Here is a 25,966-nt window from a genome sequence, read left to right as displayed (position 1 = left end):
TAAAAACCTGTTAGGTTTAACTGGAAGAATATTAATTTTAGATCGTTTTCAGTTTCAAAACCGTTACCGAATACGCAGGAAGATTCAATTGTTGTTTTCCTTTCGTAATTTTATATTCACTTGTTTTCGGACTTATTTTTTTAGGTTCTGCAAACGAATTTTCGTCGTGAACATTCGAACTTACGAGTGTAATTATACTTCCTTTAGAACCTAATTTTGCTCCTTTCAAATCGATTGTAATTTCCTGATTTGATGCAGCAGTATTAACCAATTTCACAATAATTTCTTTTGTATTGATATCCTTTACTGCTGAAGCATACAAATCATGCTGTCCGATTAAAACTTTTCCATCTTGCGTAATACTCAATAAATCTGTTCCTTTATTGGTTGAAAACAATTGCTGTACATAATAATTTGCAGAACCATACGACTGCAGATTATTAAACCAAATCATATCCGGAGTCCATTGCCAAGCGTCTTCATGAGCCATTAAAGGTGCATACGAAGTCATATTTACCACTTCTGCATTTCGTTCTAATCCTGTCATAAAAGCGGCTTCAGAAAACGCACATTCCCAATTGTTTCTGTTATTCGGATTCGCTCCTGAAACACTTTGTGCCGCATATTCTCCAGCAAATATTTTTGGACCTTTTCTGTCGTAATTATCATAACGTCCGGCATTTTCTCTAAACCATTTCGGACTTTCGTAATAATGCTCGTCTATCAATTCTGCGTTCAATTTTTTTAGTTCTGTCATCGCATAATCAAAATGTTCTCCTTTTGGAGAAGGTCCAGTTCCAGATACAATTATTATTTTTGGATATTTTGCTTTTATAGCTTTTTCAAAAACTTTGTATCGGTCAATGTAATCTTTTCCCCATTGCTCATTTCCAACTCCAATATATTTTAGATTAAATGGTTTTGGATGTCCCATATCTGAGCGGAGTTTTCCCCATTTTGTGCTTACATCGCTATTTGCAAATTCAATCAAATCTAAAGCATCCTGAATATACGGATCGAGTTCGTCCATAGGAGCTAATTCTCCAGTATTATATTGACACGCCATACCGCAGCTTAAAATTGGAAGCGGTTCTGCACCAATATCTTCTGAAAGCTGGAAATATTCAAAAAATCCCAATCCGAAACTTTGGAAATAATCAGGCGTTTGTTTGTGGTTGAATTCGACATTCCAGCGGTTCATCATTGTTTTTCTTTCCTCAATATTACCAACCGATTTTTTCCATTGATAACGATCTGAAAGCGTTCTGCCTTCGACAATACATCCTCCCGGAAAACGTAAAAATCCCGGTTTTACATCATACAAAAGCTGTACAAGATCTTTACGAAGTCCGTTTTTTCTATTTTTCCAAGTATCTTCTGGAAACAGCGAAACCATATCCAGATCGATAGTTCCGTTTCCTTCAAAAGTGATTTTTAGTTTTGCTTTTGCTTCGGTTTGAGCAGCTGTAAACTGCGAAGTATAATTAGTCCATTGCTCTGATTTTGGAACAATGCTCGTTTCTCCAATCACTTTTTGATCTTTATCAATTAACTGGAAAATGATTTTTTTTATCGCTCCATTATGATTGGCCGCTTTTAAAGAAAGGTTGTACTTAGCATCTTTCTTAACTCCCATTCCTCTAAAACCTTCATTTATTAATGCGTAACCTTTGTCATTGTTGATTTCAACTCTGCAAAAATTAGTATTGTTTTTTTCCTTCGAAAGATTAATTGGCAAAGCACTACCTGATTCTTTGTTTAAAGAAGATCTTTTGGTATTCGGCTGTTCCCACCCCATCATTGGTTTATCAAATTCAAAAGAGCGGTTTTTAATCATTTCTGCATATAATCCGCCATCTGCAGCAAAATTGATATCCTCAAAAAACAGTCCGAACATAGTGGGCTGGATTTTAGTAATCGTTTTAGAAGCATCAACTTCTAAATTCGCTTTTTGTGCATTTGTATAAAGACTGCTCAACAATAAACAGCCAAAAATGGATTTAGAAAGGAGGTTATTTTTCATAGTTTTTTGGAAATAGTCAGATACTTATTTTTTTACGGCTTCTAATTTTTCAGGAAAAGCGGCCTGTCCGTCTAAATTAGTAATAATTAAAGAATCTACATTTTTACTTTCGACAGCATATTTAAAATAATCTGGTTTGTTTTTTCCCCATTGTACGGTACAGTTTTGAACCTTAATGCGTTCTGCATTTTCAAAATAAAATCCAGAAGTACTCCCTTTTACAAAACCTTCAACATTAGCCGGACGTCTGTCGTATAATCCTCCAGGAAAAGAAGTTGTTTTATCCATAAAAACACTCACATTATCAAAAACAATATTCTGGATTTTATCTTTAGATTCGCCGCTTACAAACACGCCATTTTCCCCAGTACACTGAATATTAGAAAAATAAATATTTTTGATTTCGCCCACTTTTCCTTCTGTTGCACCTTTCGGAAAACGCCAGTTCGCATCTTTATGATTTCCTTTTGCTCTGCTGAAAGCAGTTACATAAATCGGTTCTGCTTTTCCCCACCAAGTATCTGTATTTAATTTACTTTCAACAATAATATTGGAGAAAATAACATCGCTTACTGTTCCTTCATCACGATTCTGAATTCCTAAAGCGCGATTGCTGTTTTTAATGATACAATTGTTGAAAACGACTTGTCTGATCGCATCCATATTTTCAGAACCAATTTTAATGGCACAGCTGCTGCTGGTCATGGTACAATTGGTAACCGTAATATTTTCGCAGGCACCGAATTCTTCAAACTCTCTGCGGTTTTTTAAACAAATACAATCGTCACCGCTTTCGATATAACAATCGCTGATTCGAACATTTTTGGAATGATCCAAATCTATTCCGTCGCTATTGCGGACTTTCAAACTATTTAGTAAAGTAATCCCGCTGATTACAACATCGTTACAACCCACTAAATGAATCGTCCAATAGGCTGAATTTCCGATATGCACATCATGAATTCTAATATTTTTACCGCCGATAATCGTCAAAACGTGAGGTCTTGGATCTAAGACATTAAAAGGTTTCAGTACATAAGCATCTTCCTGTTCTTCACCCATAAAAGAAATTCCGTTTCCGTCTATTTTGCCGCTGCCGCTAATGGTAAAATCCTCAACATTTTCACCTCCAATCCAAATTGTTCCTTCTCCGGGATTGGTTCTGAAAGCACTTTTGGTATATAATTTTTCATCGGGACTTGCCAATAATTTAGCTCCGGCTTCGATATGTAAATCTACTTTTGATTTTACATCAAAAGGTCCTGCCAAAAACGTAAACGGTGCCGGAATTAAAACTCTTCCGCCTGTTTTACTGCATTCATCAATTGCTTTTTGAATGGCTGCTGCATCGTTGGTTTTTCCGTCTCCTTTTGCGCCGTACTTTTTAACGTCGTAGATTTTCTGTGCAGAAACAGTTAAGGAAATACAGAAAATTAGGATCGCAATTATGGATTTCTTTTTCATTTTATTTATGTATTAAAAACTTTATCTGAGATATACTTCGCAAAGTTTTTGGTTTATTTTTTTAATCTCGCTAAGTTTTTTTTCACGCAGATCTTGCAGATTTGGGCAGATTTTATTTGATTTCTTTAAAAAAAATCTGCTTAAATCTTTTTAAATCTGCGTGAAACAAAATTTTACAATCATTGGCAAAAAACTTTGAGTTTTTGTGCCTCTGTGTCTAACTCTCAACGCGCTGGCAATTCAAACTTATTTTGTTCTGGTTCGATTTTTCGTTTTAAAGATTCACTGTCCAAATTGCTTGATGAAACATTTTTAAAAACAATCTGATTCATTTTATCAGAAGGAACATCAATCTCCTTCATCGTCAAATCTTTCACATCATCAAAAACGAAAGCCGGACGGAAATCTTCTTTATCCAGAATCAATTTAATATTTTTCATTTCGATTCCGTTTACATGGCGCACATAAAATCCCCAAGAAGGCAATTCTCCAAACATTGTAAATTCAGGATAACCGTTTATGTTTTCTTTGACATCTTTCAATCGGCTTAACGGATGATATGCCATTCCTTTTGAAGCTTTTCCTGGATAAATAATTTCAATATTTTCTAAGGTCACATTTTCGATCAAATGTCCCGGAATTCCTGCAATCGAAGACGGAAACGGATTATGGAAATAATCAACTTCTGGTCCGCGCATATCATAATCAATATCTGGACGCCCAAACGGAACTTGCGCTTTCACATTTTTAACGGATACATTTTTGATATATCCAGCTTTTTCTCCATTTCGGTGTCCTAAGCGAATTAAAATTGCATTTCCTGTATTTACAGCGGTAATATCCGAAACTTTAATGTTTTCGATTTCCCCTCCGTCAACAGATTCAATTGCAACCGCCGATCTAAAAGTGTCAAAAACCTTTATATTTTCTATGGTTATATTTTTGAAGCTTCCGTAAGAACCTGTTCCAAATTTTACAGCATTGGCACTTGATCTTATGGTACAATTTCCGATATAAATATTGTTATTGTGCAATCCCGGCACTTCCGATTTTAAACAGATTCCGTCATCGGCGGCATTTACATTACAATTGGTTATTCGAACATTTTCACAGCCGTTAACATCAATTCCGTCATTGTTCCAATAGGCTCTGCTATCAACTTTCATAAAATCAATTACGATATTTTTACATGCTGTAAAACACTGTACCCAGCCTGGACTGTTTTTCAAGGTAATTTGAGTCATCGTAATCGAATCGCATTTTACAAACGAAATCAATTTTCCTCTTCCATCTTCAGGACGCATTCTTCTGTAATTGTATTTTGGATCAATTAGAACTCCTGTATGATGCAGACTGTCAATTGCCAAAGCTAGTTCTCTTCCCTGTCCGTCTATAATCCCTTTTCCGTTTACCGCAATATTTTTGGATTCATTTGCAATAATTAAAGCTCTGATTCCTTCGTATTTTGGATAATCTTCTGGATTTGTGCTTCCTAATAAAACAGCGCCGTCTTCAAAAAACAACTCCACATCACTTTTTAAAACGATACTTCCAGACAGAAATGTGCCTTTAGAAAAAAGAACTTTTCCGCCTTTACTTTTATTGGCTGCATCAATGGCTTTTTGGATTGCTTTTGTATTTAAAGTTTTTCCATCTCCTACAGCTCCGTATTTTTTAATATCAAATACTTTCTGTGCCGAAACAGTTAAGGAAATACAAAATATCAACAGTATGATTTTAAAATTTCTTTTCATTGATTATCATTTTAATTTTTATTCTCGATAGTATTACTAAGTTTTTCATGCAGATTTAAAAAGATTTAAGCAGATTCCACGGATTTTTTTAAAAGAAATCTAATTTAATCTGCCAAAATCTGCAGAATCTGCGTGAAAAAAATCCTTTCTAATCTTAATAATCTGTGGCAATAAAATTTACCAGAAGACAGTATACAAAGCCACCAAAATTCCGCTGATAATAAAGGAACCTACAATAAATTCAGAAGAAACTTTGAACATTGATTTATCTACTTCTATTTTATGAATTTCAGACTCTTCCTCAGATGCTGGTTTTGCTAAACTAATACCAACCATTATGAATACGATCATAAAGAAAACAATAGTCATTCTATCTAAAAAAGGATAATCAGGGAAAGCACCTTCTGTCCACATCGGCAGGAATTTTAAAACTGCGGCAATCGGCACCGTCAATAATGCGCCTGCGAGCCCAGCAGATGGCGTTGTTTTTTTCCAAAACATTCCCAACAAGAAAATTGCTAAAACTCCCGGTGAAAAGAAACCTACATATTCCTGAATAAACTGATACGCCTGATCTAAAGTTTTTAAAGCTGGCGCCACAAAAGCCGCGATAATCATACAAACTACTACACACCATCTTCCGGTGCGAACCAGTTTTTTTTCTGATGCCTGAGAATTAAAGTATTTTTTATAAATATCTAAAGAAAAAATAGTCGAAATACTATTAGCCTTTCCTGCTAAAGAAGCAACAATTGCCGCTGTTAAAGCCGCTAATGCAACACCTTTTAATCCGGCAGGAAGTAAATTCATTAAAGTTGGATATGCATGATCTGGTTTTAAAACTCCTGCCGCATCCACCATTTCCTGCTGAAATGTTCCGTTTTGATGCATTACAAACATGGCAATTCCAGGTAAAACGGCAATAATTGGCACTAATAATTTTAGGAAAGCCGCAAATAATATTCCTTTTCTTGCGGTTTTCAAATCAGCTCCTAAAGCTCTTTGAACAATATATTGATTACATCCCCAATATGCCAGATTATTGATTAGCATACCGCCAACCAAAACTGACATTCCCGGCAATTCATTATAATGCGGATTGGATTCGTCTAAAATCATATGTAGATGATCTGGCGCCTGATCTGCTATCACAGCAAGACCTTTTAGAATGTCTTTTCCAAAACCAAACTGATCTGAAAGTAAAGTCAATGCCAAATAAGTGGTTACTAATCCTCCAAGAATTAACACAATAACCTGAAACATATCAGTATATCCTATGACTTTCATTCCTCCTAAAGTTACAATAACAGAGAATAAACTCAAACCGATAACACAAAACTGAAAGCTAACCGGTGCAATAGACGAAATAGCTAAAGCACCTAAATAAATAATGGAAGTAAGATTGACAAAAACATAAATCAACAGCCAGATAATTGCCATGATCGTACTTACGGTGCCACTGTATCTTTTAGCAAGAAATTGCGGCATAGTAAATATCTTATTCTTAAGATAAATGGGCAGGATAAACATGGCTACGATAATTAGAGTAGCAGCCGACATCCATTCGTAAGAAGCAATCGCAAGTCCGATGGCAAATCCAGAACCGCTCATGCCTATAAAATGCTCTGCTGAAATATTAGAAGCAATCAAAGAAGCGCCAATTGCCCACCAGGTCAGAGAACCTTCGGCTAAAAAATATTCGTTTGAACTCGTTGCTGCTGTTTTTTTGCTCCTGTAAATATACATTCCATAGGCTGTGACTATGACAAAGTATATGAAGAAAACAATGTAATCTGCGGTTTGTAATACATTCATAATGTGTGGTTATTGTGTGGTTAGATAGTAAAATGTATTTTTAAAATAGAGCTTAATAATTTTCAAACACTTAGAAAGATAGCTTTCGAAACTCTACAAAGGCATTTCATTTGTTATAAATTCACATAGCTATGTGTTAGAAACTAGTTTCTTATTATTCTCTTTTTGTATTTTAATGCGTCATAAATCTCTATGTTTCTATGTGTTTAAAAAATATATTAAGATTTCTAAATCTTGAGAAACCATTTCTTTTTATATAAAAAATAGAGTAACAAAAGCTGTACGACGGTTACTGATAAAGCAGCAAAAAAAGGCTGCCAAATAATTGACGTGTATTGTATAAGGCCGCCAAAAACATAATCTGCTGTATGCTTAAAATCGACAGAACCTTCTGCAGCGATGTAAATCAAAATAGAATTTGAGCCAATTAAAACCAATGGGAATGCCCATTTTTGAAAACCCAGTAAATCAATTATTACATAGAAAAAAACAAAAAATAAAATACTGAATCCGCCAACAAAACATACGAAAGAACTGGTCCACAAATGTTTGTTGATAGGAAAATTAATATCCCATATTAAACCTGCAATAATTAAAACTACAGCTGCAAGTGCCATTAAAAGCAGTTTGATATTTATAGAAAAAGGACACTTGGCTTTTAAAAATGTTCCGATAAAAACGCCTAATAAAGCTGTTGCAATGGCCGGTATAGTCGAAAATATTCCTTCCGGATCGTACACTGTACTATGGAGTCTTCCTGGTAAAAACAAGCGGTCAATATAGCCTTCCAATGAACCTTCTTTGGTTAAAACTCCTGCTCCAAAATTGGGAACCGGAATCCATTTCATTGCAGCATAATATCCAATGAGAATTCCGAAAAACCAGATTAACTGTTTTTTGAAATCAAAATTCAAATAGATGATTCCTGCAAAAAACCAAGCCAGTCCAATTCTTCCCAAAACACTCGCAAAGCGGGTCTGATCGAATCCATCAAATCGCAATAATCCATTTACAACAAATCCTAAAACCAGTAAAATACAGGTTCTTCTCAGCATTGATAAATAGATTTTACGCTTTTCGGCTTTAGGCAGATCTTTTGGTTCCTTAACTCCTGCTAATTTTATTTTCTTTTCGAAAGAGAAAGGCATAGAAACTCCGGCAACAAACAAGAAGACAGGAAAAATCATATCATAAAATGTAATTCCATTCCATTCCGCATGATGCAGCTGCGAAGACATCCAGATAAAAATAGGAATTGGTGCTGCTTTAGCCAGAGCATGAATAATATGTTCGCCGCTCATAATCCAAAACATAACAAATCCGCGAAGCACATCTAAAGAGATTAGTCTTCCATTTGTAGTGTTATTCATTTTTTTAGTATTCGCTTTTGGGTTAGTCTTCAGTCACAGCCGCAGTTTTCAGTACCAAATGTGACTGAAAACTGAGACTGAAAACTAAAGCAACAGGTTATTTTTAAAGTGGTTTTATAATAAATCCGTAGCTGTATTCACTCTTTGTTAATACATACTGTTCATGCGGCGGTAATCCCCAGCTGTTATCGCCGCCAAGTCCGCGCTGGGTTAAGTCAACACAGACCACAACTTCATTTCTGGGAGTAATATCACTGGAATGAATATTCTTTTTAGAAATTCCTCCGTCAAAATCGCTTGGATAATTATTCAAAGTACTCATAGCTAAAGGCTGCAGACCTTTTATTTCCAATCCATTTCCTGAATTGCCTGTTAATTTGAACCAGCGTATATCGGTCTTGTATCCATTCTCCTGAGGGCGTGTATAAGGCACATATTGGTCTGCAACTTTACTGCTGTAAATTCCTTTTAAAGATGATGTTTTTCTGTCCGGATAATTTTCTAAAGGTCCTCTTCCGTAATAATCCAGATTCTCTAATGTATTTTTCAAAGTAAAAATCATTCCAAAACGCGGTAATTCAGGAACAGGATTAGCACCTTTTTTATACGAAGCCTGAATTTCTAAAGCTCCATCATTTGCCAATGCATATTTGATGGTATAATCAGAACCCACATCATTTAGTTTTAATTTTGCTGCGATATATTTTTGACCATTTTCTTCTGTCTGCTCAATACTTTCTAAAGAGGTATTTTTTCCAGCCGTTCTCCATACATTGGTTCTAATCTGCATTTTATTTCCAATATCATTATCGGTTGGTGCTCTCCAGAAATTAGGTTCAGGATATTGTTTGAAATATTCTTCGCCTTTTAAACTGTAATACGAAATCAATCCAGTCATTTTACTGATTTTAACCGTTACATTATCCGATGTCAAAACAAACTGATCTTTCTCGTCCTGAACTTTTGCAGTATTTACTTTTTCAGATTTTTCGAAATACTTATCGTCTTCGATTACAAATTGTTCTTTGGCAATTTCAAAGTTTTGCGGCAATAATTCAGATCCTGTTTTCGTGTAAGCAAAAACATTCAGTAAATATTCTATTCCTGCTTTTGACTGCAATTTTGGTAAATCAAGTTTGAATTGCTTTTTCGTTTTTGGATCTAAAGCAACATTAAAAGTTCCTTCTTTAATTACTTTTCCGTTTTCTAAAACTTCGTATCTAAAGTTGTATTTATTCAGGTTTGTAAATCCAAAATCATTATTAATTTCGATTACACCATTTTTGATATCAATCGCTTTAAATAAAATATCCTGATATACTTTTTTGACTTCAAACGCCCCAACATGCGGTGTTCTGTCTGGATAAACCAATCCGTTGTGGCAGAAATTTTCATCGTTTAGGTAATTCTGGCTTCCCATATCACCGCCATACGTCCAATATTTACGGCCCGCTTCGTCAACTCCTTGAAATCCCTGATCTACCCAGTCCCAGATAAAACCGCCCTGCATATTTTTGCTGCCGCGAATGATATCCCAGTATTCCTGAAAATTCCCGCTGCTGTTTCCCATCGCATGTGAATACTCACACATAATGTATGGACGTGAAACTTGTTTGCGTGCCGCATATTCCTTCATGTATTCGATTGTTGGATACATCGGACAAACAATATCTGTGTTTTCGTTTTCTTTTGCCTGCTCAAACTGAACCAATCTGGTATTGTCTCTCTTTTTTATCCATTTGTATGCTTCATGAAAAACAGGTCCATTAGCACTTTCATTACCTAATGACCAGATAATTACAGACGGCATATTTTTATCTCTTTCAACAAGGCTGTAAATTCGGTCCAAATGTGCTTCTCTCCATTCTGGAAGATAGCCCGGATTCGTTTTTGGATTCATCCATTTTAAAGGCTGACCCTCTACTCCCATTCCGTGGCTTTCGATATTGGCTTCATCGACCAAAAACAAACCGTATTTATTGCATAGTTTTACCCATAAAATATTGTTGGGATAATGACTGCAGCGAACGGAATTGATATTCAGCTGTTTCATCATTTTGATGTCTTTCATCATCGTTGCTTCATCCTGATAATGTCCCGTTTCTGGATTATGCTCATGAATATTTACGCCATGAACCATCAATCTAACTCCGTTTACCAATAACTGACCGCCTTTTAATTCTACTTTTCTGAACCCGATTTGTGTTGAAACCGTCTCTATAATTTCTCCTTTTTGATTCTTTAAAGTCAAAAGCAGAGTGTATAAATTGGGGGTTTCACTGCTCCATAATTTTGGACTTGATACATTCTGAGCGAAATTGATTGTCTGAACTTTTGATGCTTCAAAATTGACATTGATTTCTTTAGTGAATACATTTTTCCCTGAAGCATCAACTAATTTTGCAACTAATTTTTGATTGTTAACTGAAGTCGAAGTCAGATTTTTCAAACTTACATCCACATTTAAACTTCCGTTTTTATACTTCGCATCTAAATCTGGTTTTGCAAAGAAATCTGAAATGCGAACATCTTCAGTACTATACAAATACACATTTCTGTCTATTCCAGAAAGTCTCCACATATCCTGATCTTCCAGATACGAACCATCGCTCCATCTGTACACTTCTACAGCCAGATTGTTTTTTCCTGGTTTTAAATATTTAGAAATATCAAATTCTGCCGGACTTTTGGTATTTTCTGTATAACCAACTTTTTCTCCATTTACCCAAATATACATTGCTGCAGTTCCTGCTTCAAAATGAAGAAAAACATGTCGGTTTTTCCAGTTTTGAGGCAGCACAAAATCTCTTTTATAAGACCCTACTGGATTATCCCAATGATTGATAAAAGGCGGATTTTTTTCGAATGGATACGTGATATTAGTATAAATTGGCACGCCATAACCGTGCAGTTCCCAATTAGAAGGCACTTGAAGATCTTTCCAATGCAGCGTACTGAAATCTGTTTTGTAAAAATCCTTCGGGCGCTCGTCTGGCGTTGGCGACCAGGAAAATTTCCATGTACCGTTTAAAGAAAAATACCAAGGCGAATTTTCATATTTATCCATTACAGCAGAACTTTCATCTGCATAAGGAAGAAAAGCAGCGCGGGCTGGTTCTCTGTTAATTTGAAATACTTCAGGATTTTCCCAATCGTTATGGTCTTTTTCCTGAGCTGAAATTCCTGCTGTGAAAAGAATTAACAAGCTCATAAAAAATATTTTGGTTTTCTGCATTATTTTGGTTTTAGATAGCTAGATGATATTTTTTTTTTAAACACATAGGAACATAGTTTTTCTTTGTATAAAAAGGCATTTCATTTATTACAAAAAACATAGCTATGTGTGGGAAACTAGTTTCTTTTAATTAATACTATTACACTCAAAAAATCTATGTTTCTATGTGTTTAAATAAACTTTTAAAACTTCAATTTTTCAGGCAGATATTTCGCAACTAATTCTTTATAATAAGGAAGTAATGCTTTTACATCTGGTTTTACGGGAGCTTTTGTGTACAAATCATACGGATTGAACTTTCGTACCCAGTCAAACATTTCGATGTCTTTTTCATTCATTAAATGTGCATACGCATTTTCTTTATGCTGAGAATAAAAGGAATGGTAACGAATCATATATAAGGCTGGATCTGGCAGATAATCTTTCATAATCTGATACAAATATTCGTCATGACCCCAGCTCATTTTTACGTTATCTAATCCGCAGTTTTCAGTATAGATTCCAAATTTAGTATTGAATCTCTCATCTGTATAATCTGGATTTTCTTTGAAAAATTCTGAATACACAATTTTATCCGAATACGCACAGCCAACCGGAAAAGTATCTCCAACGACTGCCCATTGCGGTTCTCCAAATAAGCATAAAACTTTACCTAAGTCATGAATAAAACCTGTCAGTACAAACCAATCCGGATGACCGTCAGCACGAATAGCTTCAGAAGTCTGTAAAAGGTGCTGTGTCTGGTCTAAGTCAATATCTGGGTCACTGTCGTCTACAAGCGTGTTTAAAAACTCGACAGCTTCCCAGATTGACATTTCTTTTCTATTAAATTGCAGAAATTCTTGTTCTTTACTGCATACAAAGTCATAAGTTTGGTAGGTATGGTTTATCCTGTAAAATTCTTTAACCGTTTCTACTCTTTCAGAATCAACATAATTTCTAAATTCTTCTTTCTGCTTTTCTTTTACACTTTCATTTTCTTCAGAAGGGTCAGGATATCGCATTAACAAATCATCTTCCCACTCATCTAAATTTTTCAACGGATTGTCTGTGTCTATATGCTTTTTCATAAGGGTTATAGTTAAAAGTTAATAAGACAAAAATAGAATTACGTATTCCGTTCAAAATGGATTAATACATCAAAAACATGGATAATTCTTATTATTGTAAGAATTTTACCGATTAATTGATCTAAAATCAAGAAAGTTTGTTTTTTTGTCATTTTATGGAAGTCGAAATTATATTAGAATTTCTATATAGGAAATTGCCAATGTTGTTCGATTTTCGAGTGTGGTCCTTCCTTCGTCAGGATGACAAGATTGAAGATTTGTATTTCAAATATAGCCCGTGGTTTCAACCACGGGAAACGTTGTAAGGAAAATTAGATTGTCGATATGCATTGTGTCCCCGTGGTTGAAACCACGGGTTATGTTTTTGATAATCTAAAAAAATCTTTGTCAAAGTTTAAAACTTTGACAAAGATTAATCTCATATAAATTCGTGAAAATTAGTGTAATTCGTGGCAAAAAAAACTAATTAATCAGTTTACTAGGTGGGAAACCAAATTGTTTTTTGAAGCAGCGACTGAAATAAAGCGGATCATTAAACCCAACTAAATTAGTTACTTCCGAAACATTATATTTTTTCGTTTTAAGCAGTTCTGCTGATTTTTTTAAACGAATAGTTCTAATAAATTCGTTTGGCGCTAAATCGGTTAGTTCTTTAATTTTTCTGTATAATTTTGAAGAACTTACGCCCAATTTATCACACAGAAAATCTGTCGAAAGATCGACTTCACTTAGGTTATCATTGATTAGATTCGTCACTTTTTCCATAAATTCTTCATCTATTGGCGAGTGCGTCAGCATACTGACTTTACTTTCTACTTCGCCAGAGAATTTTTGTTTGAGCTCTAATCTCGATTTGATCATATTTTCTATAACCGTTTTAAGCAATAAAGGCTCAAAAGGTTTAACCAAATAGCCATCAGCTCCAGTGTCATAGCCTTTTACTTTGTCCATATTTTCAGAAAGGGCCGTCAGCATTACAACCGGAATATGACTTATGAATTCGTCATTTTTAAGCTCACGGCAAAATTCCAATCCGTCCATAACCGGCATCATGACATCGGTAACGCATAAAATAGGTTTTATTTGTCGGCAGATTTTTAAACCTTCCAATCCGTTTTCTGCCTCATAAACCTTGTAATAATCAGACAAATAATCTACCAGATATTTTCTAAGTTCATTATTATCTTCTATTACTAATATTTTTTCTTTTAAATCGGTGTTTTGAATAATTTTCTTCGCCGCTTTTTCAGGAATAAGCATGCTCAGATTGTCATTTTTAAGTGCATATTCAAATACTTCTTTATGCTCATAAGACTCACGATCAATCGGAATTTCCACTCTAAATGTGCTTCCTTTTCCTTGTGTGCTTTCTACAGAAATAGTTCCTTTATGAATTGCCACTAAAGATTTTACTAAAGACAAACCAATTCCAGAACCAGTATTATTGGCTTTACTATTGGTCGCCTGATAAAAACGTTTAAAAATTTTCTCCTGACTTTTTAACGGAATCCCAATTCCATCATCGGTAACTTCGATGACAAGAATATCTTCAACTGTGTCTTTCAGTCGAACATATAAATCTACGTTTCCATTTTTGTTGGTAAACTTTAAGGCATTCGACAAAAGATTGTACAGGATTTTATCGTATTTATCATTGTCCAGCCAGCCGTTTATTTCGTCATCTTCGGTAATAAAATTGAGTTTAATCTTTTTGTTATAAGCCATTTCCTTAAAGGAATCAAAGATATTTTTTGAATACGCCAGAATATCCGTTTTAGTCACTTTCAGCTTTAATTCGCCTGACTGTGCTTTTCTAAAATCCAAAACCTGATTCACAAGATTCAATAATCTGCTGGCATTTTGATAAATTAGATTATATCGGCTTTTTTCATAATCTGTTGCGTTGCTGTTTTCGTCTAAAAGCTGTTTCGCCGGACCTAAAATCAAGGTTAAAGGCGTTCTTAATTCATGCGAAATATTGGTAAAGAAACGTAATTTCTCATTGTTTAATTTTATATCATGCTCTCTGTTTACTTTCTCGGTAAGCAGTTCTTGTTTTAAACGTATACGGTTTTTAATTTCTTTTCTAATGAAATAAAAGACACCAAATAAAATCGCAAAGAACATTAAAAAAGAAGTCGGTGTAAGCCAAAAAGGAGGCAGAATTTTTATTTTATAAGAAACCGTTTTGCTCCAATATCCGTCGCTGTTGCTGGATCTGATTTTAAAAGTATAATTTCCCGGATAAAGGTTGGTATACTGAACTATTCTTGAGGTACTATTTGCCGTAATCCAATGTTTATCAAAACCTTCCAGCATGTACTGAAACTTATTAAGTTTTTCATTTGCAAAAGACGGAGCTGAAAACTGAAGAGAGAAATTTCGGTTTTTATGGCTTAATTCTATTTCTTTACCATAATTGAGGTCTTTTGAAAGCGGAATTTCCCCATTGATTTCCATTTCAGGAAAAACTTCTTCGTTCTGAATTTTAAATTCAGAAATTACAGGCAGTGGCGACCAATTGTTTCTTTTCATTGCCGGCGGCGAAAAAGAAATAATTCCGTTTTTACCTCCCAGAAAAATATTCGAATTATTAAAATAAAAGAAACCGCTCGAACTAAAAACGTCCAGTCTGTTACCGCTGTTTACATGGTAAATACTAATATCTTTTAGATTGGATTTTACAAAAGCAATATTATTGTTGTTGATATTGAGCCAAAGATTTCCATTGGCATCCGAAAGAATATCCGTAATCCATTTTCCTGAAAGCTCTCTAAGATTTTTTACAGGTTCAAATTCATTCTTTTTCGGATTAAACAAACACAATCCGAAACGGGTTGATGCCCAGATTTTTCCTTTTACATCTACTAAAACATCGCTTACATTTTCATCATGCGGTACTCCTTTTTCTTTGACAAAAAGTGACGAATAGGTTTCTATTTTTCCTGAATTGATATTGTATTTCACCACTCCGGTTTCTGTGGCAAACCAAACGTTGTTTTTGGCATCTCTTTCTATCGCATTAATCTGAAAATTAGGTAAAAGTTTACTTGACGTTTCGACTTGAAGCGTTTTAGTATTGAGAATTACAGCTCCTTCTCCAAATGAACCTACAATCATTTTATGTGGTGTAATTTTAGAAAAAGCAAAAACAGGCGATTTTTCGAATCCTGCTTTAATTTCCTTTGAAGAATTTGAAGTGTAGTTGTACACCAAAATGTTTCCGTCCCAAAGACCGCAGTAAAAAATCTTTCCGTCATCAGAATAAATGCTCGCGATATCTTTACCGGTATTGTGCAGCGGCTTCGAATCTTTTGTATTGGAAATAAAAAGTCCGTTGTGATAAGTTGCAACAATCACTTTTTCGTCATACGTTTTGGCAAAACCTCTAATTCTAGGAGCTTGATTACCAATAGAACGTGATATGTCTTTGTTTAAAGTAAACTGATTTTCATAAGGGTCGTATTTATCCAATCCGTCTTCTGTACCAATCCATAAAACGCCTGAAGCATCAAAATAAAGTGCCGAAATCAGGTTATCTACCAGCGAAGTATCATCTGATAAAATTGAATAATACCATTTGTAATTTCCATTTTGAATGTCTTCTAATTGATCACAAACCAATAATCCGCCTAGAGTACCAACCCAGTATTTGCCGTCAGGAGCTTGTGCAACTGAAAGAAAATAAGGTCCTAAAGCACCTCTAACCTGTTTATTGTCAATATACAGATTAACAAACTTATCGCTTGCTTTATCCAGTTTATACAATCCTTCACGGGTTCCGATAAAAATATCCGATTTGGCATCTTCGTAGATGAAATTCAGATATGGATTTTTTATATTCGAATTTGGAACAGAAAGCGTGTAATTATTAATTCTGACAATTGCTCCTTTTGTATCCAGAGTAATTTTGGCTACACCCGCTTTTTCATAACTTCCAACCCAGATATTACCTTTTTTGTCTTCAAAAATTTCTTTTACATAATCAAAACCTTTTAGATCAATTTTTTCAAATCGGTTTTCCTGCAAAAAGAATAAGTAAACTCCTTTGGTCTTGGTTCCTACCCAGATTCTTTTGAATTTATCTACATAAACCGATCTGACTTCATCATCCGGGAGACTGTTTGGATCTTCTTTTTTATGGAAAAAAGTAGTAAAAACATGGGTATCCATTTGAAAAAGCGTTAATCCTTTTCGGGTTCCAATCCATAACTGATTGGCTTTTTCGTCCAGTTTTAAAGCCGTAATGTCATCATTGTATAATTTGTTTTTTCCAGGCGTAGAACTCATGTAATTTTTGAACTGATAACCGTCAAAACGATTTAACCCTGAAAACGTTCCAAACCACATGAAACCTTTTTTATCCTGTACAATGTGACGTACCGAATTATGAGACAACCCGTTATTATCATTATAATGCGCAAATTTTATATTCTGTGAATACGAATGATAAAAAAATGCCGAAAGCAAGAATAATAAAAGGGATTTTAGTCTCATGGAAATAAATTATAAATGCAATTTAATCTTTTTGATTTAATAAATATCAAAATTATTTAACAGATAAATTATCAATTTTGTTGTTTTTTAAATCAATTTTAAAATGATCTGAAGGCTCGCCGTTCATGGTTTTAAGGAATATTGCTGCCCACAAAACCAATTTAGGATCGTTTGATTTTTTTAACTGACTGCATATCAGTTCGTATTGTTTTAATCTTTTCTTTCCAATTTTTGAAAAGGCCAGTTCATCGGCGCTTTTTAGTCGGTAAAAATCGAAAATCATATCAAATCCTGTCCACGATTCAAAATCAGAAATTGTGAAAGAATTGGATTTCAAAAGGGAATCAATCTCGGTTTTATCATTATTAATCAGCAATAAATCTTTTCCTGAAAGGTTTACAATTGATTTTAAAAATTCGGCCGGAAAATCTTCCGGTAAAAAACGCAAACGCACTAATTCTTTTAAATGCCAATTGGTAAAATCCTCATAATCTTTGGCTTTCAGAATTTCATTATTCCAAATATCCTTGCTTTTAATTTCTTTTAAATGAGCATATTCTTGTTCATAAAAAGGAAATAAACTATTGAATTTATTGACTTTGCCAATGACAACCGTTTCTACTTCGAGATCAGAATTAGTATGAATGGTCAATATTTTGTAAGCCGGCATATACGCTGCAAGCGAAGGCGTCTGGATATTAAACAATGTATTTCCTTTTGCCGATGTTCTAACACCGGTGTCGTTGATGTGCATGTGTCCGCCAAAATGAATCTGAATTCCGGCATCGGCAAATTGCTGTGCGACTTCTTCATCAGGAACTCTTTGCAATTGCATTTTATTGGCTCCAAAAAGCTGTTTTAATTCAGGCGAAGCATCGTCATTAAAATCAATCATTGGATAATGACTGAAAGCAATCAGCACTTTTCCTTTTTGTTTTGCTTCCGCGGCAACTTTTTTGACCCAATTTAAAAGGTGATTTTTATAAATGAGAACGTTATTGTAACCTGTATTCGCTCCCGAAAAATCATGCGGATCATTTGGTTTTCCTGATAATTTTTCATTCGGAACATACGCATTTGCATCTATCGCCAAAAGCCAGATTCCTTTTATTGGTTCAACCAAATAACTCGCATCTGGCAGATACAAATTGGTATTTTTTATTAGATACGTTCTTTTTTCTAAAACGGATTCTTTTTGAGCTTCCCCAAAATTATAATTTTCATAGCTGTAATTAGAAAAAGGAGTTTCCCAATACACATCACTCTTCTTTGGAAAGAAACCAAAATCACGCATTTCGTTAATGGTTTCTTTGTAGCCCCAGTTTTTTATATCGACTGTAATTATGGGTTCGAGTTCTGTTTTATTTTTATTGAAATTATCTGGAGAACTGCTGATAATCTGTTCTTTTCCGTCTTTACCCAAGAAATCAGTTTTAACAGCATCCTGCGAAAAGGGCCTTACCACATCGTGATTTCCTGTGGTTACATAAAATGAAAGTCCGTATTTTTGAGAATATTCATTGAGTATTTTTCGCAGTCCGCGAACTTGAACAGGCTGTCCATCGTCGCTGAAATCGCCCGGAAGCACGACTTGTTTGATGCCTCTTTTTACAATGTCATTTAAGGCTTCTAAAAAGGCGAAATAATTTTCATTGAAAATTCGGGTCGAATGCAATTGCGAATTCATGGTTCGGATATTGGCATATTCGCCCGTTACCGGATTTGGAATTCCCTGATAATTGCTGTCTTCAAATTTGGCAAAAATGTCTTGTAAATGAGCATCAGCTATAAAAGCAATCTGAACTTCTTTTTTAGTGTTCTGCTGTGATTTGCAGGAATATAAAAAGAATAATAGTACTAGTATAGCCGATGTTCTAAACATGTATTTTGTTGGTTTTATTTTTATGATTATCCTTTATTTGTCCTATTTTAAAAATAGAAAACCTGTAAAATCAGACGCGGACTAAACAGATTCGCTAACGCGAAGACGCGGATAAAATCGGTTTTTATTAATCTTTTAAAAAATATAAATAGATTATCCGTTTTTATCCGCGTCTTTACGAAGTAAATCCGTTTAATCCGCGTTCTTGCTTAAAGAATAATTCTATTATTTTTTAATGTATGCTTCCAATTTATCTAAAGTGTTTAGTTCTGTTTCTCTTGCACATGAAGATAAAATGGTTGTTTCTAAGTTCTTTGCTGGTTTAGAAATCAATAAATACTGCGTTCCGTCGTCTGTAGTTTTTTCAAAATCTTTCGGATTGTATTTAATTGCTCCTCCAACTTCAACAATTTCAGCTGCCACATCTTCCGGATGTTTTCCCCAAACTGCAATATAATCTGCACCTTTTTTCGTTGCACAATCTTTAAAGTAATTTACTCCTGTGGCAAATTGTACTTTTTCTCCAGTTAAAGAAACAGCTTCTACTTTTGCTTCTCTTTTACCTGAAAATACTGTGACACGAACTAAAATGTCTACTTTTTTTCCTTTGTAAGGCACTCCTCTTGAAATCATTTCCATCCAGGAAGTTGTATCTGTTTTCCCTACTCTTGCCAAACGATTGGTTACCGGATTTAAAGGGACAACTTTTTCTCCGTCCCAAAGTTTTACTCCTCCTAAACCAACAGTTGAAGCTACTTTATAATAATCAGCTCCCCAGCCTTCTTTTTGCTGTTCTGGTGTTGGGTACCAATTTGCTTTTCTTAATTCTAAACCTGGTCTGGCTTTAGAATAAACGTCAATTGCTACTTTATCGCTAAAGTAAATTCGCAATGCCATCCACTCGTTTTCAACTGCCGGACCGTGATGTCCGATTGTTTTATATAAATCTCCTGATTCTGAGCCGATATCTGTTAGATATGTAATTTTGTCTGACTTCATATACAAACTGTTGTCTGTATTATTCTGTCCAAAACAAACACAGCAAAAAAGTAAAGAGGTTACGATAGATAGTTTCATAATTTAAAATATTATAAGTTTAAGTGTAATTCCTGTAAATTTAAAAACAACTTTCAACAATCTACTAAGAATTATATCTATTGTTTGGAAATTATCAATTAATACTAAAAATGTGAAATTTCTTTAACTGATATTTTTCCTCTTTTTTACTAAATTTATTTTAAACACATAGAAACATAGTTTTAAATTGTCTAAAAAGATGGCAAAAAGAAACTAAGTTTCTAACACATAGCTTATATGTGAATTTATGCAAGTGATACGCCTTTAGCAAGCATTGAAACCTATGTCTCTATGTGTTTGAAAAACAATCCCAATTTTATTAATCTACTACTTTTAATAATGTTGGATTAATTCCTAATGGGTTCTTGATGATTTTACAGATCAAAGGAAACTCCGGATTTTTGATAATCCACATTTCAGTTTCGTCTATCTGTGCTTTTACGTGCAGTGCATCAACTGTTTTTCCATCAATTGAAATTCCATTTTTATCTTCGCTTTTATCGAGAACATAAGTCGTGTTATTGTACACAAATGAATTGTTTTTGATCAAATCCTGATAAGCCGACTGCGAAATCATAAAAAACGTTTCATTTGATTCTAAGTTCAAAACCGGCGCATATTCTCCCTGATTAAAACTCAAAGCATTTCCGTTTTTTACTGCTTCAGGAAGCATTACTATTTTACTATTTACGCCTCTTGTTTCTAGTTTAAAAGCCAATGCGTTTTTTGACATTTCGGCCGTAAGCTGTAAAGTTCTGGTTTGTCCGTGCAGTTTGCAGACATAATGCAGCTGGGTGTTATTTTTCAATGTTGGAACATAATTCTGTGCGATTGTAGCTTGATAAATGGCACAGAAAACAATAACTAAAAATATATTTTTCATCTTACTCATCATTTTTATTTTGCTGGTGGTAAAATTGTTGTTCCCCAAGCCGAAGGTTTCGAATCCATTTCTAAAATCAGTTCTCCTCCATTATTAATATCGTCATGTAAAATCCATGCTTTGTTGTATGGTTTTCCGTTTAGCAAAGCACTTTTAATATATCTGTTTTTATCACTCATTTTTTTAGTGGTGATTTTAAAACTTTTACCGTTCTCTAATTTTACAAATACTTCCTTAATCAAAGGTGTATTGATTAGATAATAAGGCTGTCCCGCATTTGGATACAATCCCATCATATGGAAAGCCAGCCAAGAAGACATTGCTCCTGAATCGTCGTTGCCGGGAAGACCTTCTCTTGATGTATTGAAATTATCCTTGATAATGGTTCTGATTCTATCACTGCTTAAATACGGTTTCCCAATCCAGTGGTATAAACACGGTGTTAAGAATGAGGGCTCGTTGGCAACATTGAATAAATTATTATCGAAGAATATGTCTAATCGTTTTTCGAATGCTTTTTCTCCTCCTGATTTATTAACTAATTCCGGAATATCATGCGGCAGACTAAATGAATATTCCCAAGAAGTTCCTTCGTAGAAAAATACACACCAATGACAGACATACCAAGGCGATTCGATAATGACAGGTGTATATTTGAAAGTCGGTTTTTGGATTTTTGATTCTCCGAAAACGACATCATCCAGCCAGTTTCCGTCTTTGTCTTTTGGCATTATAAATCCTTTTGCGCCGTTATTTTCATAATCGGCACGCCATAAATTCTGCCAGCTTTCGGCCTGTTTCATGTATTGATTATATAATTCTGTTTTTCCTAAACCTTTGGCTACTGTGGCAATATTATAATCGTTGTACGAGTAATCGATTGTTCGGTTTCCTGCGCGATCTGTGCCGTACGGAACGTAACCTAATTTAAGATAATCTATCAGTCCGCCTCTTCCTTCTCTTTCTTCATTTCCTCCGGGCGGTACTGTAGCATCTTTAATCATAGCCTGTAAAGCCAGTTCGTAATCTATTCCTTTTAGTTTTTTTACAAAAGCATCAGCAATTACAACCTCAGCGTTAGAACCGCCTTGAGTTCGTCCGTTATCATTGCCGCTTCTTCCTTCTGGCATATATCCTTCGCGTTTGTAAATATTCAGCATCGCGTTGATAATATCTACTTTACGCTTAGAATCTATTAAAGTAATTAACGGACTTGAAGTTCTAAAGGTGTCCCAAATCGTATAAAAATCATCATAATACGGTTCATCATTGGTCCATAACGGATTTTCGCCTGTACGATCAACCGGCATAATCATGGTATGATACAAACCTGTGTAGAACATTTTTTTGTATTCCAAAGGAGTATCATCAGATAATTTAATTCTGTTTAATAAGTCTTCCCATTTATTTTCTAAAGCGGCTAAAACGGTATTAAAATTCCAATGCGGGATTTCGACTTCTATATTGTTTTTGGCTTTTAATTCACTCAAAAATGAAATTCCAATTTTGACATTCAATTCTTCTTTTCCTGAATTTCCAAAAGAAAGCAATGCTCCGGTTTTCTTTCCTGAATCAAACTGTGCTTTTTGATTGTTGTAAAACTTACCGTCTTTAAAAGTGACATATTTTGCAATTGGCTGATCAAAAACGGCCCAAAAATAAACCGTATAAGCACGTCCGTTATTCCATCCTCCTCGAATTCGGCTGTAACCTCTTACTTCGGTATCTGAAACTATTTCGATCTGAGAACCTACAAACTGCTGTGCTTCTCTGGCATCTGGAATCTTTTCTTCTCCAAGGAAAAATCCAGGGTCAATTTTTAATTCTTTTGATTGATTTTTAGGATAGGTTATTCTGTAAAATGAAACTTTTTCTCCAGTCGTTATTTCTGTTTTAATATTGTTTTCTTTGAAAACCGTTTCATAATACCCCAATTTTACATTTTCTTCTGCTCTGAAAGAAGTCTGATCCATTTTATCTAAAGCTCCGGAAAACGGCATAATTGAGATGTTCCCGTATTTTGGACCGCCGCCGGTTCCGCTGACATGCACCTGACTGAATCCTGTAATTTCTTTAGGTATTGGAAGCCATCCGCTGTTTGGACTTACTGTACAATCAGGACTTGGTTTTACCATTCCGTACGGACAGGAAGGCCCGATAAAAACCCTGCCGACTCCTTCAGATCCAATCATGGGGTCTACATATTGGTAAACTGTTTTTTGGGCATAAGAAGTTATCGCAAATAAAAGTGATATTCCTAAAAGTATATTTTTACTGTATATTTTCATTGCTTCTTTATTTTACTTTCTTGCTGACATCTGCAGGATCAGTTCACCGCCGTTTGTAATCTCTTTATGGGTTAGTGTAAAGTCTTTTACGTGTTTATTGTTGTATTTTAGGTCTTTGATATACACATTTTCAGGACTATTTTTCTTAGCATTAATAACAAATGTTTTTCCTGAATAATATTTTGGATTTAATGTTATTGTAATTTTATTAAATATCGGACTTCCTATTTGATAAACAGCATCTTGGTCTGTTCCTCCGTTCATTTGAAACAAACCTAATTTCAACAAAACATTCAGACTTCCCATTAATCCCTGATCTTCATCTCCGTTGTAACCTGTTGCTGGCGATAAACCGCTGAAGGTTTCTTTTACAACGTTTCTTGTCCAATATTGTGTTAAATCTGGTCTTCCTAAAATGGTGAAGATATTAGAAGTCTGCATAGACGGCTGATTTCCGAAATTTACAGGAATTCTGCTAAATTCCGGGTGTAATTCTCCATCGTGTGATGTGCCAGAAGTATAATTTTGTTTTTTAGCGGTTTCAAATTGCGCATTTAATTTTGCCGCTGCTTTTTCTTTTCCTCCCATTAAATCAGCCAGACCTAAAATATCATGCGGTACAAACCACGTTGACTGCGCGCCGTTTGATTCTATAAATCCGTTTTCGTATTGATACGGATCGTAATTTTCCCGCCATTTCCCGTCTGCATTTTTCGGACGCATCCAGCCTATTTGAGCATCAAAAACATTTTTATAGTTTTCGGCTCTTTTCATGAAATATTGATAATCTTTTTCATGATTGAGTTTTTTAGCCAACTGTGCCAAAGTCCAATCCTGATATGCATATTCCAGAGTCTGGCTTGCACCATCTTCGTGGCTTCCGAAATTGCCGTCTGGAAGCGGATACGGCACATATCCTTTTTCTAAATAATATTTTAAGCCTCCGCCAATATTAGTATTGTGTTCATATCCGGCTTTTTCCATAATACCGCCGGCGATATGATTTTTTTTGAGTGCGATGTAAATTTCTTCCAGATTTTCTTTTACAATTCCTTTTTGAATTGCACTGACAATAAAGGGTGTTGTCGAAGCTCCTGTCATTACATACGTATCATTTCCTCCAGAAGGCCCGCGCGGGATTATTCCTCCATCTTTGTAATACTGCATCAGCGAATACACAAATTCTTCCATAATTTCGGGATATACCAATCCCCAAAGATTATTGATGGTCCATTGTGCTCCCCAAAAAGCATCTGAATTATAGTGGTTGAATTTTGGTTTTCCGTCTGCTTTTAAAGGCAAATGTCCTACCCTGAATATGTCTCCTGTATTATCAGGATAGGCTCCATTTGCATCACTAATCATTTTTCTTCCCTGCAGAGCATGCCATAAATCAGTGTAAAATCTTCTTTGATCAGTTTCTGTTCCGCCTTCTATTTTTATTCTTCCTAACAAGTTGCTCCATTCTTTTCGAGAATCGGCAGTTGTTTTATTGAAGTCCCAATGCGGTAATTCTGTTTCAATATTGTTATTGGCATTCTCAATTGAGGTATAAGAAATGCCGACTTTCATTAAGAGTTGTTCTTTTGTTTTATCAAAATGAATCAAATAATTTCCTGTAACATCGTCTTTTTCGACAGAAGAAATTGGCTCACTTGTTTTAACTTTAAAAAATACGGTCAATGGTTTTGGGCGTCTGAAATTAGTACTTAAAACTAAAGATCCTGAAAATTCAAAATCATTGTTTTTTTCTAATTTGCCATTTGTGTTTTCGCAGGGTCCCAAAATTGTGTTCAAATTAAAAAGAACTGCTTTTTGTGCTTTTTCGGGAAATCTATATTTATGAAAACCAACTCTTGGTGTGCTGGTTAATTCTGCTGTTATTTGATATCGATCGAGTTTTAATGAATGATATCCTGGTGTTATGATTTCTGTATCATGACTGAATTTGGAGTAAAAATCTTTGAAAACAGTTTTTTTATTTTCCTGTGAAATGGTTACAGGCATTACGGATACACCCGACATCTGCCATTCGTGTACGTGGCTGAAACCTTTAACTGTATCTGTCGTATATTTATAACCGCCTCCCCAATCTCCTTTAATTTCTGTATCGGGATTTAAATTTACCATACCAAAAGGACGGCTTGCTGATGAAAAGTAAAACCATCTTGAATTTTCGGTGTCCAGCAGCGGATAAACCATATCTGAAATTTGTTTCTTTTGCAGAGAAAGTTTTTTCTGGGCGCTGCATGACACTAAAAAAATAAGTGTTAGACTTATTGCAATATGTCCTATTGTATAGATTTTTTTTAATTCCATTATTCTTGTATTGATGGGGCAATAGTGATTTTGAGCAGGATTGTTTGTTTTGATTTTTTTTGAATCGAAAATCTAAGGCAAAGGATTTCCTGTGAGAATTACAATAAATTCTCAAAACAGTACCTTAAAGAATGTTACAAAGCTTAATCTTTCAATGATTTTTCCGAAACGACATTCAACTAAGCTTTGTGTTCATTCAAACAAACAAAAACTGAACTGATTTTCATGAGCAACTACGAAATCAGTTTACCTTAGTAAAAAAGGAGAAGAGTTTTGCTCTCCTCTCCTT

General features: G+C 34.7%; 13 protein-coding genes. All 13 read right to left on the bottom strand.

What is annotated here, in order from left to right; translation table 11 throughout:
• Positions 1 to 37 precede the first annotated feature (37 nt).
• Positions 38 to 2,023 carry an alpha-L-arabinofuranosidase C-terminal domain-containing protein gene (locus tag PQ462_RS10490; protein ID WP_274253424.1) on the bottom strand — a complete coding sequence of 662 codons (1,986 nt, stop codon included), beginning with the start codon at positions 2,021 to 2,023 and terminating at the stop codon, positions 38 to 40.
• A gap of 24 nt (positions 2,024 to 2,047) precedes the next feature.
• A complete protein-coding gene (locus tag PQ462_RS10485; RefSeq protein WP_274253423.1) occupies positions 2,048 to 3,487 on the bottom strand; it encodes a glycoside hydrolase family 28 protein in 1,440 nt (479 codons plus the stop codon).
• A gap of 224 nt (positions 3,488 to 3,711) precedes the next feature.
• Complete coding sequence (locus PQ462_RS10480) at positions 3,712 to 5,241, bottom strand: glycoside hydrolase family 28 protein (protein ID WP_274253422.1); 1,530 nt, start codon at positions 5,239 to 5,241, stop codon at positions 3,712 to 3,714.
• Positions 5,242 to 5,418: 177 nt separating this feature from the next.
• Positions 5,419 to 7,056 carry a sodium/sugar symporter gene (locus PQ462_RS10475; protein WP_274253421.1) on the bottom strand — a complete coding sequence of 546 codons (1,638 nt, stop codon included), beginning with the start codon at positions 7,054 to 7,056 and terminating at the stop codon, positions 5,419 to 5,421.
• A 227-nt stretch (positions 7,057 to 7,283) separates the two neighbouring features.
• Positions 7,284 to 8,426, bottom strand: a complete 1,143-nt coding sequence (locus PQ462_RS10470) for an acyltransferase family protein (RefSeq protein ID WP_274253420.1) — start codon at positions 8,424 to 8,426, stop codon at positions 7,284 to 7,286.
• 103 nt (positions 8,427 to 8,529) lie between these two features.
• Entirely contained in the window at positions 8,530 to 11,637 is a 3,108-nt protein-coding gene (locus PQ462_RS10465; protein ID WP_274253419.1) for a glycoside hydrolase family 2 TIM barrel-domain containing protein, read from the bottom strand.
• 206 nt (positions 11,638 to 11,843) lie between these two features.
• The gene (locus PQ462_RS10460) at positions 11,844 to 12,731 is read right to left on the bottom strand and encodes an inositol oxygenase family protein (protein ID WP_121361347.1); all 888 of its coding nucleotides are present in this window, start codon (positions 12,729 to 12,731) and stop codon (positions 11,844 to 11,846) included.
• 462 nt (positions 12,732 to 13,193) lie between these two features.
• On the bottom strand, positions 13,194 to 17,228 hold the full coding sequence (locus PQ462_RS10455) for a hybrid sensor histidine kinase/response regulator transcription factor (RefSeq protein WP_274253418.1): 4,035 nt from the start codon (positions 17,226 to 17,228) through the stop codon (positions 13,194 to 13,196).
• A gap of 52 nt (positions 17,229 to 17,280) precedes the next feature.
• Entirely contained in the window at positions 17,281 to 19,110 is a 1,830-nt protein-coding gene (locus tag PQ462_RS10450) for a metallophosphoesterase family protein (RefSeq protein WP_274253417.1), read from the bottom strand.
• A gap of 225 nt (positions 19,111 to 19,335) precedes the next feature.
• The gene (locus tag PQ462_RS10445; protein ID WP_274253416.1) at positions 19,336 to 20,187 is read right to left on the bottom strand and encodes a DUF4861 family protein; all 852 of its coding nucleotides are present in this window, start codon (positions 20,185 to 20,187) and stop codon (positions 19,336 to 19,338) included.
• Positions 20,188 to 20,506: 319 nt separating this feature from the next.
• Positions 20,507 to 21,070 carry a hypothetical protein gene (locus PQ462_RS10440; RefSeq protein ID WP_274253415.1) on the bottom strand — a complete coding sequence of 188 codons (564 nt, stop codon included), beginning with the start codon at positions 21,068 to 21,070 and terminating at the stop codon, positions 20,507 to 20,509.
• 14 nt (positions 21,071 to 21,084) lie between these two features.
• Complete coding sequence (locus PQ462_RS10435) at positions 21,085 to 23,358, bottom strand: GH92 family glycosyl hydrolase (protein ID WP_274253414.1); 2,274 nt, start codon at positions 23,356 to 23,358, stop codon at positions 21,085 to 21,087.
• Positions 23,359 to 23,370: 12 nt separating this feature from the next.
• On the bottom strand, positions 23,371 to 25,677 hold the full coding sequence (locus tag PQ462_RS10430) for a GH92 family glycosyl hydrolase (protein ID WP_274253413.1): 2,307 nt from the start codon (positions 25,675 to 25,677) through the stop codon (positions 23,371 to 23,373).
• Positions 25,678 to 25,966: the final 289 nt, after the last annotated feature.

It is taken from the genome of Flavobacterium sp. KACC 22758 (assembly GCF_028736135.1).
In the GTDB taxonomy this organism is placed as follows: Bacteria; Bacteroidota; Bacteroidia; order Flavobacteriales; family Flavobacteriaceae; genus Flavobacterium; species Flavobacterium johnsoniae.
Note: the sequence above shows the minus strand (reverse complement) of the source record. Positions and strands in the feature narration are given on the sequence as shown.